At 37.1% G+C, this 19,773-nt stretch carries 11 protein-coding genes; 8 read left to right on the top strand and 3 right to left on the bottom strand.

The features are described from left to right. Positions 1-154 precede the first annotated feature (154 nt). From MP478_RS05990 to MP478_RS05960, 7 genes are all read left to right on the top strand, one after another. Positions 155-3,250, top strand: coding sequence for a TonB-dependent receptor (locus MP478_RS05990; protein WP_257199896.1), 3,096 nt, complete (start codon positions 155-157; stop codon positions 3,248-3,250). A gap of 153 nt (positions 3,251-3,403) precedes the next feature. Then, complete coding sequence (locus MP478_RS05985; protein ID WP_230041032.1) at positions 3,404-4,150, top strand: glycerophosphodiester phosphodiesterase family protein; 747 nt, start codon at positions 3,404-3,406, stop codon at positions 4,148-4,150. A gap of 411 nt (positions 4,151-4,561) precedes the next feature. After that, entirely contained in the window at positions 4,562-7,534 is a 2,973-nt protein-coding gene (locus MP478_RS05980) for a SusC/RagA family TonB-linked outer membrane protein (protein ID WP_257199895.1), read from the top strand. Positions 7,535-7,544: 10 nt separating this feature from the next. Continuing rightward, positions 7,545-8,990, top strand: coding sequence for a SusD/RagB family nutrient-binding outer membrane lipoprotein (locus MP478_RS05975; protein WP_230041030.1), 1,446 nt, complete (start codon positions 7,545-7,547; stop codon positions 8,988-8,990). A 57-nt stretch (positions 8,991-9,047) separates the two neighbouring features. Further along, the gene (locus MP478_RS05970) at positions 9,048-10,613 is read left to right on the top strand and encodes a calcineurin-like phosphoesterase C-terminal domain-containing protein (RefSeq protein ID WP_257199914.1); all 1,566 of its coding nucleotides are present in this window, start codon (positions 9,048-9,050) and stop codon (positions 10,611-10,613) included. A gap of 283 nt (positions 10,614-10,896) precedes the next feature. Beyond that, on the top strand, positions 10,897-11,610 hold the full coding sequence (locus tag MP478_RS05965) for a 3-ketoacyl-ACP reductase (RefSeq protein ID WP_230041029.1): 714 nt from the start codon (positions 10,897-10,899) through the stop codon (positions 11,608-11,610). 308 nt (positions 11,611-11,918) lie between these two features. Then, a complete protein-coding gene (locus MP478_RS05960; RefSeq protein WP_257199913.1) occupies positions 11,919-13,100 on the top strand; it encodes an MFS transporter in 1,182 nt (393 codons plus the stop codon). 75 nt (positions 13,101-13,175) lie between these two features. On the opposite strand, the gene MP478_RS05955 is transcribed toward MP478_RS05960, so the two are convergent. Next, entirely contained in the window at positions 13,176-15,953 is a 2,778-nt protein-coding gene (locus MP478_RS05955; protein ID WP_257199894.1) for a reprolysin-like metallopeptidase, read from the bottom strand. A 570-nt stretch (positions 15,954-16,523) separates the two neighbouring features. Further along, positions 16,524-17,492: a YpdA family putative bacillithiol disulfide reductase gene (locus MP478_RS05950; RefSeq protein WP_257199893.1), complete on the bottom strand. Its 969-nt coding sequence runs from the start codon at positions 17,490-17,492 to the stop codon at positions 16,524-16,526. Between the two features lie 241 nt (positions 17,493-17,733). On the opposite strand from MP478_RS05950, the gene MP478_RS05945 reads away from it, so the two are divergent. Beyond that, on the top strand, positions 17,734-18,375 hold the full coding sequence (locus MP478_RS05945; protein WP_257199892.1) for a hypothetical protein: 642 nt from the start codon (positions 17,734-17,736) through the stop codon (positions 18,373-18,375). 67 nt (positions 18,376-18,442) lie between these two features. Here MP478_RS05945 and MP478_RS05940 read toward each other — a convergent pair whose 3' ends face one another. Next, a complete protein-coding gene (locus MP478_RS05940) occupies positions 18,443-19,729 on the bottom strand; it encodes a glycosyl transferase family 1 (RefSeq protein ID WP_257199912.1) in 1,287 nt (428 codons plus the stop codon). Positions 19,730-19,773 lie beyond the last annotated feature (44 nt).

The following is a 19,773-nucleotide window of genomic DNA, read 5'->3' as shown; positions in this document are numbered from 1 at the left end:
CGTAATGTCTTTTAACAGGCTGGTTATCTAGGGGATAAATTGGTTGTTTATAATAAATTAACATAACGTTTCGATTTAATTAAAAAAATGTTAAAACTCTCTTAAACAGAAGGCTCTTAAAGTCAAAATACCTTTGCACATCTAATTTGAGGTAATGAAAAAAGTAAAGATTGTACTGGGATTATTGTTTTTAGGGTTTGGAACGCTGGCATATGCACAGACTACACAGGCTTCTATTGTAGGGAAAGTAACAGGACCGGGAAGTACGGTTCAGGAAAAAGTGAAAGTAACGATCATTAATGAATCTACAGGATTCAGAACGGAAACGGAAACCAATTCAAAAGGAGAATATATCTTTAAAGAGATTCCTCTCGGTGGCCCTTATACCGTTATTGTCAACGAGGATAAAAAAGAAGGCTATAATGTCAACTTTGGAGATCAGGTTACTGTAAACATGGATATGGGTGGAGAGAAGCACATAGAAGAAGTAGTGATTACCGGGAACCTTAAAAACAAGATCGGAAACCTTGGAGCAGCTACAGCCATTTCTGCAAAGAATATAAGTATGCTTCCGGTAAACGGGAGAAACTTCACGAACCTTACAGAACTGTCTCCTCTAAGTGGAAAGGGAGGAAATTTATCCGGACAGCTGGGCTCTTCCACCAATTTCACCATTGATGGGATGACCGCTAAAAACCCAACCTCTGCAGGTTCTACTACCAGCCGGAGCGGTGCCCCTTTTTCTATTTCTATAGAAGCAGTACGTGAATTTAAAATTACAACCAACCAATATGATGTAACATTGGGACGAAGCGGTGGTGGAACAGTAAGTGCCGTTACCAAATCAGGAACCAACAAATTTTCAGGAAGTGCCTGGGAATATTTAAGAACCAATTGGCTTTCCAGCCCATATGATATCAGAGGAAATAAGAGACAGAATGATTTCTCTACCTCTCAGTTTGGGTTTTCATTGGGTGGACCGGTCATTAAAAATAAACTGCATTTCTTTGTAGCCTGGGATCACCAACTGGATTCCAGACCATTGATTATTGCAGATATCAGATCTCAGGAAGATGAAAAAAGATTCAACACCACTACAGAAACGCTGAACAAGTTTCTGGATATTTCAAGAGCAAAATATGGGGTAGGAAACACTCCTCAGTTCGGAAGCTTTGATAAAGTGAGAAATTCAGATGCTGCATTTTTACGTTTAGACTGGCAGATTAATGAAAAGCACTTATTGACGTTAAGAAACAACTTCACTTACGATCTTAATAAAAACGGGCTTGGTGATAATACCAATATCAATTTCTTTGAATCTTACGGAAATGATAAAAACCTTGACAACAGTTTGCTATTGACTTTAAGATCAAATCTGAAGCCTAATGTGACGAATGAGCTGAAGGCTCAGTACTTATATACTTTTCAGAATAGTTATCAAAATGATGAGTTAGGAAGACCTGTGCCGAGAGCTATTGTTGAAGGAGTAGCATCAAGTGCCGGTTCTACAAATATCCAGATTGGAGGTCACCGTTTTGCTCAGGAAAGTTTCAGAAATAATGTATTCCAGATTGTAGATAATTTGTATTACAATACCGATAAAGTAAAATATACTTTCGGTGCAGATTTGATGTATACCACTTCAAAATCTGTTTATGGAAGTGAGGTAAACGGAAGATTCCACTTTAAGGAAGATCCGGATAAAAAAATAAGCAGCCTTGATAATTTTGATAATCTTAAACCTTACAGATTCTATAGAGAAGTTCCTTTAATGGATGACCCATCAGTAAGATCCAGTATCTGGAATATCGGTATTTACGGGCAGTTTCAGACGAAAATTGCAAAAGGTCTTGATTTGATGGCCGGTTTAAGATTAGACTACAGCGGTTATCCGAAAGCGGAGTTCAACCAAAAGCTATTTGATGAAATGGGGATCAGAACGGATAATAAAATCAAATCATTTGTGATCCAGCCAAGATTCCAGTTTGATTGGAATATCAACGAACAAAATAAAGATTTCTTGAAGTTTGGAGCAGGAATATTCTCTTCAGATATCAACAATTATATGATTATCAATAATTTGGTATTCGATGGAAAACATTTGGCTACAGTAGATGTGGATCCTGCAACTGTTGGTCTTACTCCTGATTTTAACAGCTACAGATCAGATTATGGCAGCGTTCCTTCCCTGGCTCAGTATCAGATCCCAACGATCAACTATACAGGGAAAGATGCAAAGATTCCAATCGTTTATAAAGCCAATATTTCCTATACCCACTTCTTTAATGAAAGATTCAGAGCAGGATTGGCAGCATATATGGCTTTGGGTAGAAATAACTACTATTACTATGACAGAAATATGGTAGCTAACCCGTTCTTTACATTGGATAATGAAGGAGGAAGAGGAGTATATGTTCCTACTTCAGCAATAGATGGTGCAAAAATCGACTGGAAAAAAGGAAGAATCAATAATAATTTTGGAAGAGTATTGGAATTGGTAAGTGACGGTAAAGTGAACCAGTTCTCTTTTGTAGTGGATACCAGCTACCGTTATTGGAAAGATGGAGAAATCACGGCAAGTTATACCTGGTCTGATATTAAAGATAATACTTCATACAACGGAAATGTAGCCAATTCTGCAACATTATCCACAATGGTTCAGGGTGATCCGAGAGATTTGAGAATGACATATTCTGACAACCAGTTTCGCAATAAAGTGGTTATTTATGGAAACTCACCTACTATTGCAGGATTTACATTGGGAATCAGATATTCAGGAATCGGGGGAACACGTTTCTCAATGACAGCAGGAGGAAATATTAACGGAGACTTTGTGGATAGCAATGACCTTGCTTACATTTTCCCGAATGTTACCCAGTCTATTATTGATGATCCTAATGTAGGACAGGCCTTGAAGGATTATGTGAATGAATACAATGGTAAAATTGCAGAACGTAACGGTGGTAAGAATGGATTCTACGGAGTTTGGGATTTACGTGTAGCTAAGAAAATAAAATTTGATAAAGTAGGGGCATTTGAACTTTCTGTAGATATTTTCAACGTGGCAAACTTACTTAATAAAGAATGGGGCGTCAATGAATCCTATGGAAATACCTCAATGTACAGGATCAAAAAATTCGATCCGGTAACCAAGCAGTTTGAGTATACAAAAAATTTGAGTGGTAACGGTTTAGCCCCTTTATCTGGAAATCCGTATCAGATTCAGATTGGTGCAAAATACAGTTTCTAACAAGAAAATAATATGAACCACAAAAGGCTGAAAAATAGAGAAATGACCGAAAACAAGCGAAAAATTATGTGTCTTTTGTGGTTTAAAACTTTTTAAAATAATTATCTTTATCCAAAAGTCTCCGGACTCGGTTTTTAATTATCAATTTATATTATGAAAAATTTTATCTTAGGATTAGCAGTTTTAAGTACAGTATTGATGAAAGCACAAACTCAGATTATCGCACACAGAGGGTATTTCCAGGCACAGCCTCCTACAACGGAGAACTCTATTACATCTTTAGAGAATGCTCAAAAGCTTAAAGTGTATGGATCTGAATTTGATGTGAGAATGACAAAAGATGGAGTATTGGTGATCAACCATGACGAGCACCATGATAAAATGGAAATCTCTGAGACTTCTTTTAAGGAATTGGAAAAAGTAAAACTATCCAACGGAGAAAAGTTTCCTACCTTAAAAGAGTACCTTAAGCAGGGAAAAAAAGATCCGTCTGTAAAGTTAATTGTAGAGATCAAGCCTGCTAAAACTCCTGAAATAGAGAATGAGATCACTCAAAAGACGATCAAAATGATCAAAGATATGAAGTTGGAATCTCAAAGTGAATTTATTTCTTTCAGCTTAAATATTTGTAAAGAAATCAAAAAGCTTGAGCCAGCATTTAAAGTGCAGTATCTGAATGGCGAATTGTCACCGGAGCAGATCAGAAAAGAAGGACTTGACGGCATGGATTATCATTACAGTGTTTTCCAGAAAAACCCTACATGGATTGCCGAAGCTAAGACGCTGGGGCTTATTACGAATTCCTGGACAGTAAATGATACAGCTGTTTATGAGGAATTAAAAAAGCAGGGAATAGGGTTTGTTACCACTAATATCCCTGAACAATTGAAAAATAAGTAAAAATAAATATTGCAATGTGTAAAGTCTGTCTCTTCCAAGAGGCAGACTTTTTTGTTCTTGTTCATCAACATTAAGTTCCCTGGGATTCTAGCTGGCTTTTATTTTCTTTTTGCTGTACATTTCGTTCAGCAGATTGGCGTTAAAAATAAAGTATGCCGAATTTAAATAGCTGTTATGTAATTGTTTATGATGTTTTGTTTTATTTTCTCAAAGACAGACAATAAAGATATGTAAACATTATCATTAAATGATATTAAAAATAATTAATTAGTTAATGTGTTGTTAATCAATGTGGTGTGTTAATGTGTTAATGAAAATTTAATATTCCATTCAATATTTTTTTAATAAATGTTAAAGTGTTGTTAAAATCTTAATCATAATGTCCTTTTAATTTTGCACAAACAAAAGGATATGCGTAAAGAGACACAAAAGCTGTTGGTTTTGTCACTGTTAGGACTAATCAGTGTAAACCTGACAGCTCAGCAGAAATCTAAAAAAGACACTATTAAAGGGCTTGATGAGGTGGTGGTAACTGCTTTGGGAATCAAAAGGCACGACAAGTCATTAGGGTATTCTACCCAGACGGTTAAATCTGAAGAAATATTACAGACTCAAAACAACAACTGGGCAGAAGCGCTGGAAGGTAAGGTGGCAGGACTGAAAGTGCAGACTGCGGGAGCAGGACCCCTTGGAACAGCCCGTATTACCCTCCGTGGAGACATTTCTATGAATATGGGAAATAATGATGCATTGATTGTTGTTGACGGCGTTCCCCTGAGCGGGAGAAAAACCGGTACCGGAACGGCAGCATATGGAGCGGGTTCAGGAGGAGATTTACCGATTGACTATGGTGACAGCTTCAACAGTATCAACCCTGATGACATTGAATCCATATCAATTCTGAAAGGACCTACCGCTTCTGCATTGTATGGTTCCAGAGGTTCCAGAGGGGCTATCATGATTACAACCAAATCCGGAAAAACAAAAAAAGGGAAAGTTCAGATTACCTTAAATTCATATTCAAGCTATGATACCGTTCTTAAGTGGCCGGATTATCAATATGAATACGGGCAGGGAACTCAGCAAAAAGATAAGAACGGAAATTATTATTATTCTTATGGAGCTTCTGCTGACGGTATCAATACAGGCTCTACCAGCAGTGCTTTTGGACCGAAATTTGACGGACAATATTACTTTCAGTATGATCCGGCTGTAGAAGGCCAAAGCCTGGAAAGAAAACTCTGGAGACCTTATAAAGATAATATTAAAAACTTCTGGCAGGTAGGCTCTACTTATTCAAACAGCTTGTCAGTAGAACATTCTAACGAATCTACATCCTTCAGAACTTCACTTTCTTATCTTAAAAATGAGTGGATGATGCCTAATACAGGTTTCGACAGGTTGAATGCTGCTATATCCGTAGATCATAAATTGAGCAACAGGCTGAAAATGGGAACTAAAATCAACTTCAGCCAGACTAAAAGTGATAACCTTCCTGCTACAGGATATAATAACCAGTCGATCTCTTATTTTATGATTTTCCAAAATCCCAATGTAGACCTCGAATGGTATAGACCCATCTGGAAAAAGGGACAGGAGCAGGTTGACCAGATTCACCCTTTTAGCTCATATATAGACAACCCTTATCTGATTGCCTATGAAAATCTAAACAGTACAAACAAAAAGATTATTACAGGAAACGTTAACCTAAACTATCAGCTGGCTAAAAACTTTGATATTGCTTATAAGACGGGATTGGAATGGAGTAATGAGCTCCGTACACAGAGAAGACCCTGGAGTTCTGCCAATTATCTGAAAGGATATTACAGGGAGCAATACATCAGGTATTTGGATCTTAATAATGATATTCTTTTTACCTATAAAAACAAATTCGGAGATCTTGGTGTGACAGCTTCTGCCGGAGGTAACATCAAATATCATGAATATACGATGAATGATTACCGGGCTAATGGACTTAATAAAGCAGGATTGTACCAGCTGTCTAATGCAACATCATTGGAAAACAGACTGCCAAAGCCTAACGATAACCAGGTAAACAGTTTATATGCATTGGCTAATTTCAGTTATAAGGATATGATTTTCCTGGATGTGACCGCCAGAAATGACTGGAGCAGTACCCTTCCTGATCAGAACAGGTCTTATTTTTACCCTTCGTTATCATCATCTTTTATATTATCGGATATTTTTAAATTGAAATCGGATAATCTAAATTTCTGGAAACTTAGACTTTCTTGGTCGAAGGTAGGTAATGATACCTACAATTATATGCTTGAAAAATACTATGAAAATAGTGTATTTACAGGATCTGTAGAATCTCCCTTATTGTATCCTAACCCTAATCTGAGACCGGAAATGATTACCAATGTAGAAGGAGGGATGGACTTTACCATTTTGAAAAACAGACTGACCTTTAATTTTACAGCGTATCAGAATAATTCTAAAGATCAGACCATTATTATTCCTGTACTCTATGAAACCGGATATAATAAAAGAATTATCAACTCCGGAGAGCTCAGAAACAGAGGAATTGAAATGTCATTAAGCACTACTCCCATTAAAAATAAAAACTTCTCCTGGAATGTAAATGCCAACTGGTCAATGAACCGGAATAAAATTCTTTCCCTTCCAGAAGAGTTTAACGGAATACCTTACACGATGGCGAGTGTGGGAGGCGTGGTTTATTACAATGCTGTAGTGGGAGGTTCACTTGGAGATATGTATGGTTATGGCCTGATGTATTCTCCGGATGGACAGGTGATTTATGGTACAGATGGATTAACGGCAAAGCCAACCGAAATGAAAAAAATAGGAAATGCCTATCCAAAATGGAGAGCAGGGCTTCAGAATGAGTTTAAATATAAAAATATTACAGTTAGTTTCTCATTTGACGGACAGTACAAAGGGATCGCTTACTCACAGTCGCATCATAAAATGTCTGAACAGGGAAAACTTACCCATACTCTTGTAGGAAGAGATAACCCGGGTGGGCTGATTGTAGGGAACGGAGTAGTTCAAAATCCGGACGGAAGCTTTTCTCCGAATACAAAAGGAGTTCCTGTTTCTTCCTATTATGGAGATTATTACAGAAGAGCCAATGTAGAAACCAATTCATTTGATACTTCGTTCATTAAGCTAAGAGATGCCAGAATCTCGTATTCCTTCCCAAAATCTATTACAGAACCATTAAAAGTTACAGATATCAGCCTAGCTTTATTTGGAAGAAACCTTTGGATGTGGACAAAATTTCCATTATTTGATCCGGAAGCCGCTACCCTTGACGATTCTACCATTACACCGGGAGTTGAAATCGGACAGTTGCCTTCAGCCAGAACAGTTGGAATTCAGTTAAATGTTAAATTCTAAAAATTTTAAAATGAAAAAGATACTCTATATATGCTCATTTCTTAGCCTTGTAGGAAGTGCCGTTTCATGTGACAGAAGCCTTGATGAAATTAATAAAGATACAAGTAGAATCAACGAACCTGTTGCAAGCGCTTTGCTGGCTCCAATACAATATAATATGGCTTCCATAGGCTATAACAGAGCCAATGATTTTAATTTTGATATCATGCAGGTTTCTCTGGATTTTCCGAATGAAGGAAACTCATTAAGCCGTTATTATATTACAGAAAACACAGGAACGGGATTCTGGAACAATTCATACAGGTGGCTGAAACAGGTTGATGACCTTAAAAAAGCGGCTATTTCTGAAGGAGATAAAAATTACCAGGCTATTTCCATGGTACTCAATGCATGGATTTATTCCAACCTTACCGATACCTATGGCGATATTCCTTTTTCCGAAGCTTCACAACTGGATAATGGGGTTTCTCAGCCTAAATTTGATAAGCAAAAAGACATTTATGTCCATCTTTTAGATGATCTGAAAGCGGCTAATGCTCTCTTCATTACCACAAAGCCTCTTACCGGAGCAGATCTTTTTTATAAAGCAGATACCGATAATACTGGAATTGCCAATTGGAAAAAATTATGCAACTCGCTTTCTTTAAGGCTCTTGCTAAGAATACTAAGCCGGGAGGGAGAAGTGAATGTTAAAGAAAGAATTCAGGAAATCGTTAACAATCCAACGGTATATCCTGTTTTTCAAAATAATGCAGATGCAACAAAGCTTGATATTTCCGGAATTTCTCCATTAATGCCACCTATTGCAAGACCTCAGGATTTTACAACAGGAAGAGCAGCTTCAGATTTCTTTGTACAGGCTTTACAGAAAAATAATGACCCGCGTATACCGATGTTCTTTACCCAGGCAAAAGATCTGAAAAATAATAATATAGGATATGTGGGTGCTCCTTCCGGATATCCTTTCGGAACAGTTTTTACCTTCCAGCCATCCAATCTTAATCAAAACCTGGCAAAAGCCCCGCTGAAAATTTTTGTTTATCCCTATGCAGAACTCCAGTTTACATTAGCGGAGCTTGCTCTAAAGGGAATCATTCAGGGAAGTGCTAAGACTTTTTACGAAAACGGAGTGAAAGCTTCTATTGAACAGTGGGGAGCTGTAGTACCGGCCAACTATTTTGATAACCAAAATGTAGCCTATGAAGCAGACCTGAAAAAAATTATGCTTCAGAAGTATATTGCTCTATTCTTTGTGGACCAGCAGCAATGGTTTGAAAAAAGAAGAACAGGATTTCCGGTACTTCCCAACAATGGAGGTCTGCTGAATAATGGAGATTTACCCCAAAGATTAATGTATCCGCCCAATCCGAAAATATTGAATCCCACCAACTATCTGGCAGCTGTTCAGCAGATGGGAGGAGATCATATTAATGTGAAAATGTGGTGGAATAAATAAGAAGATTAATAAAGAATAAAAAAGAAAAAAGAAATGAGAGCTAAGATGAAATTTTTGATGCCATGTATGCTGATTTCGGCAATGGCGTTTTCCCAGACTTCTGTCTCCGGGTATATATATGAAGACAGCAATAAAAACCAAAAGAAAGAAAGTCGTGAAAAAGGAGTGGAAGGAGTAGCCGTATCCAATGGAGCACAGGTTGCCCTTACGGATAAAAACGGACGGTATAGCTTACCTGTTCAGGATGGACAGACCATTTTTGTCATCAAACCTTCAGGATACCAAACGGCTTTAAACAGCAATAACCTGCCTCAGTTTTATTACCATCATAAACCCAAAGGTTCACCGGCTGATTTTAAATACAAAGGAGTAGCTCCTACCGGAGAACTTCCTAAAGAGCTGAACTTCCCACTGTACAGGCAGAATGAAGATAAAAATTTTGATATTCTGGTTTTTGGAGATCCACAGCCTTATACAGAGAAAGAACTCGATTATTTTAAAAGAGGAATTGTAAATGAAGTTAAAAATACCAGAAAAAATGCAGTGCTCGGAATTAGCCTGGGAGATTTGGTTGGAGATAACTTAAGCCTTCAAAAACCTTATGCAGATGTGATGAAAGAAGTAGGATTGCCATGGTACAACGTTATGGGAAATCATGATATGAATTATGATGCAAAAGAAGACCATTTATCAGATGAAACATTCGAATCCAATTTTGGTCCTGCCAACTATTCATTCAACTATGGTAATGTTCATTTCATTATTTTGGATGATATTCTTTATCCGGACCCGAGAGATGGAAAAGGATATTGGGGAGGATTCCGTGAAGATCAGCTTCAGTTTATTGAAAATGATTTGAAATGGGTTGATAAGAATAAGCTTGTTGTGGTATCTTTCCATATTCCGTTGGAGCATAAAAACGAAGATAGTTTTAGAAATGCTGACCGTCAGAAGTTATTTGATTTCTTAAACCCTTTTCAGAATGTATTGCTCTTATCGGCGCACACCCATATTCAGCAACAGATTTTCTATGGCAAAAAAGCAGGCTGGAACGGAATAAAAGAATTACACGAATATAATGTGGGAACCACTTGTGGTGACTGGTATTCGGGTACGGCTGACGAAGCAGGTCTTCCTACATCAACGATGAGAGACGGAACAGCAAAAGGATATTCTTTCATCAGTTTTACAGACAACCAATATAAAGTTAAGTATAAAACGGCTGGAAAACCTGAAGACTATCAGATAAAACTGTACGTTCCAAAGGTCATTCCTTATCCTTCAAAAACCTCTGCAAAAGTGCTGGCAAACTTTTTTATGGGAAGTAAAAAAGATAAAGTAGAGTATAAAATAGACAACGGATCCTGGGAGGCCATGGAGTATGATGAAACGATAGATCCGAATTTTGCTCTTTCAGTTTTTAAATGGGATGCTACAGAGAAAATTCTTCCCGGTAGAAGACCTTCCAACCCTGAAATGTCAAAACATATCTGGGAAGCAGATTTTCCTAAAAAATTAGCCTTGGGGAAACATAAAGTTGAGGTAAGAGCTGTTGATATGTACGGAAATCAATTCTCCGCTTCAGAAGAATTTGAAGTACAGAACTCAATTCAGATTCCTTAAGCTTATTATTTTACTTTTTTTAGATTTTGAAGCCGGTTTATCATGAACCGGCTTTTTTAGTAAGCTGGCACTAAAAAAATCAAATTTTACCATAATCTTTGTCATTCCGGAAGAATCCATCTTCATTTCAATATCATTTATTTAGATTCTCCTAATGATAAATCATGTGGATTGTTTTGTGGTGAAGACAATAGAATGCCGTTAAAAAAACATTAAATATATATTCTTCTCATCCCGTAAAAATGTTCTTTTGTAACTTTGTACAACGAAAAGTATTATTACAATGAACATAAACGGAAAAAATGCCATCGTAACCGGTGGTGGAAGAGGATTAGGAAGGGCAGTAGCGTTAGCTTTGGCTCATGAAGGAGTGAACGTTGCCATTACAGGAAGAAACGAAGAGAATTTAAAAAATACAGTTGATGAAATCCAGAAATTGGGAGTAAATGCAGCCTATGCTGTATTTAATATTGACGATGAAGCCTCTGTAAAAGCAGGAATCAGAACTTTAGCTGAAATGCTTGGTGGAGTAGATATCCTGATCAATAACGCAGGAATCGGGGATTTTGGAAGTATTGAAGATATGTCTTCTGAAACCTGGGAACAGGTGATCAAAACCAATCTGTTCGGGGTATACTATGCGGCTAAGGCCGTTCACCCGTTTATGAAAGCTAAAGGAGAAGGTGATATTGTAAATGTAGCCTCTACAGCAGGTTTAAAAGGAGGACCTAATATGTCTGCCTATGCAGCTTCCAAAGCAGCGGTAGTTTCTCTATCCCAATCCATGATGGCAGAATGGAGAAAACAGAATATCCGTGTGATTACGTTGACGCCAAGTACCATTGCTTCTGATATGAGTATTCAGGGCGGACTTACAGACGGTAATCCCGAAACGGTATTACAGCCAGAAGATTTTGCAGAATGGGTAAGAGATATTTTAAAAATGAACAGACGCGCATTAATTGCAAATGGTTCTATTTTCTCTACAAATCCATAACAGATTTAAAATTTAAAGCCTCGCGAAACATACTTTACGTAGCTTTTAAATTGTTAAATTCAAAATAAATGCAGGTTTTACTTGTCAGAGTCGGAAGAGTTTTCTTCCGGCTTTTTTATTTTACTATCTTTTTTGCGACTTATTCTAAAGTCTTTAAAAACAGTGTAAAGCTGAAAATTATTCGCTCACAACAGAGGGATATGGGCTATTTTCTCTAACTTTGCATTTTAAATTTTTCCCCCAATATTATTGTGAAATTAATTAACTTATACACGAGTTCTTTCAAAGGACTCTCGCAAGAGAGTTGGATGCTGGCGTTGGTAATGCTAATCAACAGGGCGGGTTCTATGGTACTTCCTTTTTTAGGAGTTTATATGACAGACCATTTACATTTTAGCATTGAAAATTCCGGAATTGTCCTTAGCTTTTTTGGAATAGGTTCAGTGATAGGTTCATGGTTTGGTGGAATGATCACCGATAAAATTGGTGAATACAAGGTGCAGAGCCTAAGTTTACTTTTGAGCGTACCCTTATTTTGTTTAATTCCTCTTTTTACAACAGAAGCAGGGCTGGCAGGAATTATTTTGCTGCAGAGTATTGTAAGTGAAACTTTCCGGCCCGCCAACTCGGTGGCTATTACAAAATATGCCAGGCCGGAGAATATCACCAGAGCCTTTTCATTAAACAGGATGGCTGTTAATTTAGGATTTTCTATAGGCCCTGCATTAGGAGGTATTCTATCTGCTATTTCTTATGAATTTTTATTTTTCAGTAATGCTTTGGCCGCTTTACTGGCCGGATTAATGTACATCTGGTTTTTCAGAAAACGTACAAGATTAGCTAAGAAGAAAGCAAGAAATGTAAAAGAAGCTATCGCCATTAAAAAGGAGAATTCTCCCTATAGAGACCGTAAATTTCTGGTATACTGTGTATTCTGTATGCTGTTTTCCATTTGTTTTTTCCAGTTATTCAGTACATTGACTATTTTCTATAAGGATACCGCTCATTTGAGTCAGCAGAATATAGGATTTATTCTGGGCTACAGTGGCTTCCTGATCGTATTGCTTGAAATGGGATTTGTACAGCTGGCTGAGAAATATTTCACCTTAGGCTTTACAATGCTGATAGGAACTTTCTTGTGTGGATTTTCCTATGCTATGCTGGCCTTCGACTACAGTATGGTGGTATTGTTGGTTTCCATGACATTGCTTTGTGTGGGAGAAATATGGACCCTGCCTTTTATGTCAACCATTACTGCACTGCGCTCGGGAGAAAATAATAAAGGAGCTTATATGGGACTGAACGGAATGTCTTTTTCAATAGCTTTTATTATTACACCTTATATAGGAACATTGATTGCAGATAAACTAGGTTTCAACAATCTGTGGATAGGAACCGGTGTGTTGGCAATACTGATTGCCATAGGCTTTTATTATATAGTTCCATGGATGCTTAAAGATAACAGAAAAACAGAAAAAGATTTAGTTTAAAACCAGTCTTTATTTAATAATAAACCCAGCTGAATACTATCCAGCTGGGTTTTTCATTGACTATATGAATTAAACTTATTTAATGATAATTTTTTTAGTAATTTTTTGGGTATCTGTATTGAATACCATTATATAATTACCCTTAGCAAAGTGGGTAAGGTCTATTTTGGTATCATTGGTAATGCCGGATTGTTTATGTACTAATCTTCCTGCAATATCAAAAATATTTACCTCCACAAAATTGCTCTTTTTCATCAAGACACTAAACTTTCCATTAGATGGATTAGGATATATCTGGAATTCATCATTTTTTAATGAAAGATCTTTTACTGCCAGAGTAGTAATTGCTTCTCTTGTACAAAGTTCGATTGCAGTTGCATTTACAGTTCCTGAACTGCTATTTGCCTGTACATTATTTAAGACGTCTGATGTATGTAAAGCTTTGATGAGCCAGTTTCCGTTTGGATTCTGTCCGTAATATTGACTTAAGTCTAATCTGATAGGCTCCAGATGCTTATTGTTACTAATATTATTACAATTTACCACTGGAGATTCTCCTTCTTGGTCAAAGATGGTTTTCATTATACCGGTTCCTGAACAATTCCCCAGCCAGAATATCTGATTGCTCTGATCATTCGGACCTTTAAGTTGTAAAGCAGTTTCTTTAATATCGGTATATGAAAGGTCCATTACAATATTAATATCTTCAATCAAGGTAGTAGCAGGAATATTAATAGTAATATTTGCTGGTGTAGCCGGAGCAAAAGCGAAAGTTCCACTCGCAGGATATTGTGTACAGTTCATTGTTATAGCATAATCTATTGCAAAAGCAGGGCTTGCTGCATAATAGATATTTCCTACGGATTCCACTATAATATATGCCTTTTTTGAAGAAGTAGAGGGAATTGTAATGCTTTCTTCCCCATCGTTTGGCGTATTGGAAATAAGAGGGTTGAATGTAGTTCCTCCATCTGTTGATATTAGGACATTAACAAACTGAGTATTGATAGGCGCCGCATTTGTTCCTGCTACATCCCATTTCAGAAGGTGCGAAGATCCTGAAGGGTAATTCTGATTCAATGATAGAGAGGTAACTTTAAAAGGGCCAGTACTTTCATGTACATTAACTACAGCTTCATCACTTGCCGTTTGTCCGCCCTCCGTAGCATTATCTCTTATCAAACTTACAAATTTCATACTTCTTGCCACATCAGATATCATATTCCAGGTGCTGTATAAACTTCCGTCTAGAACTTCCTTAAGCGGTGGAAAATACCTTGTTGCGCTTGTCGTTGGTGGATATGTTCTGAAGTTAGGATTTACTGCAGACATACGGTCAGGATATGAAAATGGTCTCATCATAGCCAGAATTTGAGCAGAAGCATTTGGATCCGTAATATCAATATTATCAAAAACAGGATTGGGATCTGCAATATCAGACTCTTCCCAGGAATATGTTAAACTATTATTATCAGGGTCTGTTCCGGTAGCAGTTAACTTGAATGCTGTACCTTTAGGAATTGTATAGTCAGATCCGGCATTAGCTGTAGGCGGATTATTAAGCATATTCACTGTTGCCGCGCAGCTGGTTGTTTTAACATAGGCATTGATTTGGCTAATACTATAATGAAGAAATTGATCACTGAATTTATCGGCTACATCATATGTTCCTGTTACACCCGGATATCCCATTATGGTTACTCCGCTTCCAGGTTCTCTATTGGCTCCGGTTTCTGGTAGAATCTCGTAAGGAAATGAGATACCACCGAAGTTAATGAGAATACTAACATTTTCTGGTTTTGAAAACGTGTGATTGGCTCCAAACATGTGCCCCATTTCATGAGCCGCAGCTATTGCATACATAAATCCTTCTGGTGTAAATTGACCTATATATGCGAATCCTCCGTTGCATACTGAACCAATGGCGGAGGCTTTACCTCCTCCTGTATTCTGATTGGAAAATAACATTCCCAGGTCATAATTACCACTGCCAATAGTATTGTCAAGAGTTGTTTTAATTTCCTGATCTAATGTTGTACTTGACGTAAATGTTGAATAAGGGTCTGTAGTTTTATCCAGGAAAATTATCTGGTCATTGTTAGCTACCAGATTCATATGGATGGAAAGATCTCTTTCATAGACAGGATTAATGTAGCTCATCAGATTATTGATAGCAACTAACGAATTGGCAGCTGTTCCGCCATAGTATTCACTGAATTCTCCATCGGTGGATGCTGCCAATCTGTATGTCCTGAATTTCTTATCACTGGTATTGTCAGTAGGGAATATTCTTGCTGTATTACCAGAGTTCTTTTCCTCAATATTACATTCAAAATTACTGATTTTTGAAAGTGTTTCCGGAACAGCAGGACTCACCAGATAGACAGAAGCATCTTTGGTAGCAGGTTCTATAACTGTCGGCTTCTGGCCGGGAGTAAATATAATTATGTTTATTCCTTTAGATGAAAGGCCAAAGCTTATAGTTTTGCCAGAATTTTTTACTGATGTCCCTCTGTAAGATTTAATATCGGGAAACTTAACGGCCAGCTCAGGAGCCATATTGGAAGTTTCATAAACAGCATATTTTTCGAATTTCCCATCCAGTCCGGGAATATCTACAGTTATAGTCGATTTGGTAATAATCCCTGTTTTAGATACCGGTGCTGTTTGCAGAGTGGATTTTAATCCGTTGATATCCAGTGTATAGGCATTGGAGTAGTCAGCTCCGATATTTCTTTTAGATTCTATTGCATTTCTCTCAGTGAGATGTGTCTTTTTCCAGAAGTTCTGTCCGTACAGGCTTTGGCCACTTATGGCTGCTATTGCCAAAAATAAATAGATTTTTTTTTTCATTTTTCTTTTGTGATTTTGATTGTTTTTTTGTAAAAATATAAATTTATCACATATGAAATTGAATTATTTTTTTATGTTAAGTTATTGATAATCAATTTATTGTTGGTTTTGTTGCGAGAATGAATATTGTGTTGAAAAAATAATAAATATCTGTTTTTTATTATAAAATATTTATTTAAAAAATTATAAATGCATGATAAAATAAATACTTGGAAAATGAGTTTTGGGATAGAGTTTATAGGCAAATTGATAAAACGCTTTGGGGGTTTAATGATATCATCATAATTATTATTTTCACCGGTTTAGTTCACTTCAGCTGGTATAAAATGATATCGTATAAAAGTCTAAACATCATACAGGTCACCCCTTAGTATTTTTCCTATACCTTCTATTTTAAATTTCGCACAAGCTGATAACGAAGTATGTTGCCTGTTTTTCATGTTCTGAACGTCTGTTTTCTTTTCCCAAAAGGAGATTCAGCAGTATAGATTTTCAGCAATAAGAATTGATCTAGTGGCTAAAAGAAACTTTATGTTGGATGTAAAATTGATTTTTGATGATCTGATGATGTTATGAGTTTTTGGAGACTATATTTTTTATAATCATTTCAGCATGTACCCTTGAATTTTCAATAAACCAGAGATGGGTGTCTTTTCCTCCGCAAACCACTCCCGCCAGATACAGATTGGAGATGTTGGTTTCCATGGTCTCCATATTGTATTGGGGATTCAGGCATTCTCCATTCAGTTCTATACCGGAATTCCTTAAAAATTCAAAGTCGGGAAGGTAACCGGTCATAGCCAGAACAAAATCATTTTCAATCTCATGAATCTGATGGTCATGGTCTTTGAAAATAACAGATTGTTCTTTAACTTCAATAATCTCAGCATTGAAATAGGCTTTTATATTGCCTTCTGAAATTCTATTTTCTATATCCGGTTTTACCCAATATTTTACACTTTTTGAAATTTCAGAATGCCGGATGATCATTGTTACTTCGGCTCCTTTTCTGTAGGTTTCAAGAGCTGCATCTACCGCAGAATTACTGCAGCCTATTACCACTACTTTCTGCCTGGCGTATGGGTAGGGCTCGGTATAATAATGTTGAACTTTCGGAAGATTTTCACCGGGAATGTTCATCAGATTCGGAATATCATAGAACCCTGTGGCAATCACCACATTTTTAGCAAAGTACTTTCCTTTTGTAGTCTCAATTTCAAAGACATCGTCAATTTTGAAAACTTTTAGTACTTTTTCATAAAGATGAATACTCAGATCTCTCTGCCTGGCAATTCCCTGATAATATTCCAACGCTTCCTGTCTGCCGGGTTTCGGAGCAGGGGAGATAAAAGGAGTTCCGTCAATTTCAAGCTTTTCAGCGGTTGAAAAAAAACGCATATACAAAGGATAATGATACAGTGAATTAACAATAGTTCCTTTTTCAATGATCAGGTAACTGAGGTTATTTTTTTGAGCTTCAATAGCACAGTTTAAACCGATAGGGCCCGCTCCGATGATAAGAATATCCAAAATTTCCATAGAACAAAGATACGACGTAATTGGCAGATTGTATAGAGGTTTTTAGGACAAAAATTTCAGGTGGTGTGAGTTGAGAGTTAAGAGTTAAGAGTTAAGAGCTAAGAGTTGAGAGTTGAGAGTTGAGAGTTGAGAGGTCAGAAGTTATACACTATACATTATACATCCGACATTATACATTGTACCCCTCCTCACGGTAATGGCATCAGTTTTGGTGTTTTTTACCATCACTTAAAATTAAAATATGAAAAAACTACTTATTTCTCTATGGGTACTCACTGTAGTAATCGCTTGTAAGAAAGAAGCTGGAAAACCGGTTCCGAATGTTATTGATTCTGTTGCACAGGCAAAAACAGACAGTATTGGAAAACTTCCTACAAAAGAAGAAAGAGAAGCTTCTTTGAAGAAAGTAAACGATGAGGTTCTGCAGGCCCTAAAAACTAAAGATTATAAAACATTTGCTTCATTAATTCATCCTGAAAAAGGAATTCGCTTTTCAATGTATGCACATGTTGATATGAAAGGGGACAAACATTTCTCTAAAGCTGATTTTGAACAGTTTCAGCCTACAAAAACATTGTTTACCTGGGGAGCACAGGATGGCTCCGGAGATCCATACAAGGCAACGATTAATGACTACCTGGGTAAATGGGTTTTTTCTAAGGATTTTACAGCTTCCCAGTATTCTGTAGATAAATTCATCGGTGGAGGGAACTCTCTGAATAATCTTAAAGAAAGTTATCCTACAGCTAATTTTACAGAAAACTATATCAAAGGAACAGAAAAGAATAGTGAAATGGACTGGAAAACCGTTCGTTTTGTATTTGAAGAGTTTCAGGGAAAATATTATCTGATAGCGGTGATCAATGATCAGTGGACGATATAAGAAAGAGAGAAGCTGGATGCCGGAAGGAAGAAGCTATGGTCTTCCCAATTCCTGCCTCCAGCTTTTTTTATAAAATGTCTGCCAACTGTTGAGTGAGATTTTTTCTTGAAAACTGTTCAATGTGTTGAGTGTTTTTACTAAGATTTCCACTTTTCCAAAGCTTAAATTTTTCCAGGATAAACTGCTTTACTTCTTCGGAACCATGATATCCGAAGTGCTTCCCGGCATGGGTATCTTCTAAAATTTTTTCTACATCGGCTTTATCAGGGCCAAATGACAGAATCTGTTTTCCTGAAGCCAGATATTCAAATATTTTCCCCGGAATAATCCCTTTTGAAGACTCGTTAGGAAAATTGGTGATAAGCAGAAGATCAGAACTCTGCATTTCTTCAACAGCTTTTCCATGGGAAAGATAACCCAGGTTTAAAATATGGTTTTTCAAACTGGAATTTTCAAGAGAAGCTAAGATCTTATCATCAATTCTTCCCACAAATTTCAGTGAAAAATCCTTTGAAAACTCTGTGTTTTCTTTCACCAGTTCGTCCAATGCTTGCCAAAGGTTATCAGGATTCCGTAATTGCTCCAAAACGCCGATGTAACTTAGCGTAAATGTTTTGTTCTTTTGCAGTTTAGGATCTTCATGGGCATCAGTCTCGTCAAATCCATTAGTAATACAAACGGCATGAGCTCCTGCTTTCCGAAAGTTTTCAGCATCGGTATAGCTGGTGGCTAGGGTAATATCTGCATTTTTAAATACAGCACTTTCTAACTGACGGTGTTTCTTATCCGAACTTCTGGTTAATTTTAAATGCTTGTAGTAAGAAATCTCCGTCCACGGATCACGAAAATCGGCAATCCATTTGATATGGGGAAGCTTATTTTTAAGACCTAGCCCAATGAGATGCAATGAATGGGGTGGGCCGGAAGTGACTACAATATCTATTTTATTTTCTTTTAAATACTTTTCTAAAAATTGAATAGAAGGTTTGGCCCAAAAAACCCGGGCATCCGGAATAAAGAAATTTCCCCTAACCCAAATGGAAAGCCTGGATTTCCAGCTTTGGTTTTTACCTACATCAAATTGCCCGGCTTTGAATTTTTTATTGCTTTTATTAAGCTTTTCTGCCAGCTGATAAGGTTCCCAGATCCTTGTTCTGACCATCTCAATATCGTTGGGAACATCCTTCATCAACGTTTCATCTATCAACGGATAATTGGGATTTTCCGGAGTGTAGATCACAGGTTTCCAGCCAAAATCGGGTAGATATTTTGCGAACTTAAGCCACCTTTGAACACCAGGACCTCCCGCAGGAGGCCAGTAATAGGTGATAATCAATATTTTCTTCTGTTCCATTTTGATGTTGAGATTCTTTATAACGGCTTGTTCCATTCAGAATG

The organism is Chryseobacterium sp. WG14 (assembly GCF_024586945.1).
Lineage (GTDB): Bacteria > Bacteroidota > Bacteroidia > Flavobacteriales > Weeksellaceae > Chryseobacterium.
Note: the sequence above shows the minus strand (reverse complement) of the source record. Positions and strands in the feature narration are given on the sequence as shown.

Excerpts from the sequence above, each read along its gene's own strand:
- MP478_RS05950 (WP_257199893.1), bottom strand. The coding sequence starts at position 17,492 with ATGGAAATTTTGGATATTCTTATCATCGGAGCGGGCCCTATCGGTTTA.
- MP478_RS05990 (WP_257199896.1), top strand. The coding sequence starts at position 155 with ATGAAAAAAGTAAAGATTGTACTGGGATTATTGTTTTTAGGGTTTGGA.
- MP478_RS05940 (WP_257199912.1), bottom strand. The coding sequence starts at position 19,729 with ATGGAACAGAAGAAAATATTGATTATCACCTATTACTGGCCTCCTGCG.
- MP478_RS05965 (WP_230041029.1), top strand. The coding sequence starts at position 10,897 with ATGAACATAAACGGAAAAAATGCCATCGTAACCGGTGGTGGAAGAGGA.
- MP478_RS05975 (WP_230041030.1), top strand. The coding sequence starts at position 7,545 with ATGAAAAAGATACTCTATATATGCTCATTTCTTAGCCTTGTAGGAAGT.
- MP478_RS05955 (WP_257199894.1), bottom strand. The coding sequence starts at position 15,953 with ATGAAAAAAAAAATCTATTTATTTTTGGCAATAGCAGCCATAAGTGGC.
- MP478_RS05980 (WP_257199895.1), top strand. The coding sequence starts at position 4,562 with ATGCGTAAAGAGACACAAAAGCTGTTGGTTTTGTCACTGTTAGGACTA.
- MP478_RS05945 (WP_257199892.1), top strand. The coding sequence starts at position 17,734 with ATGAAAAAACTACTTATTTCTCTATGGGTACTCACTGTAGTAATCGCT.
- MP478_RS05960 (WP_257199913.1), top strand. The coding sequence starts at position 11,919 with ATGCTGGCGTTGGTAATGCTAATCAACAGGGCGGGTTCTATGGTACTT.
- MP478_RS05985 (WP_230041032.1), top strand. The coding sequence starts at position 3,404 with ATGAAAAATTTTATCTTAGGATTAGCAGTTTTAAGTACAGTATTGATG.
- MP478_RS05970 (WP_257199914.1), top strand. The coding sequence starts at position 9,048 with ATGCCATGTATGCTGATTTCGGCAATGGCGTTTTCCCAGACTTCTGTC.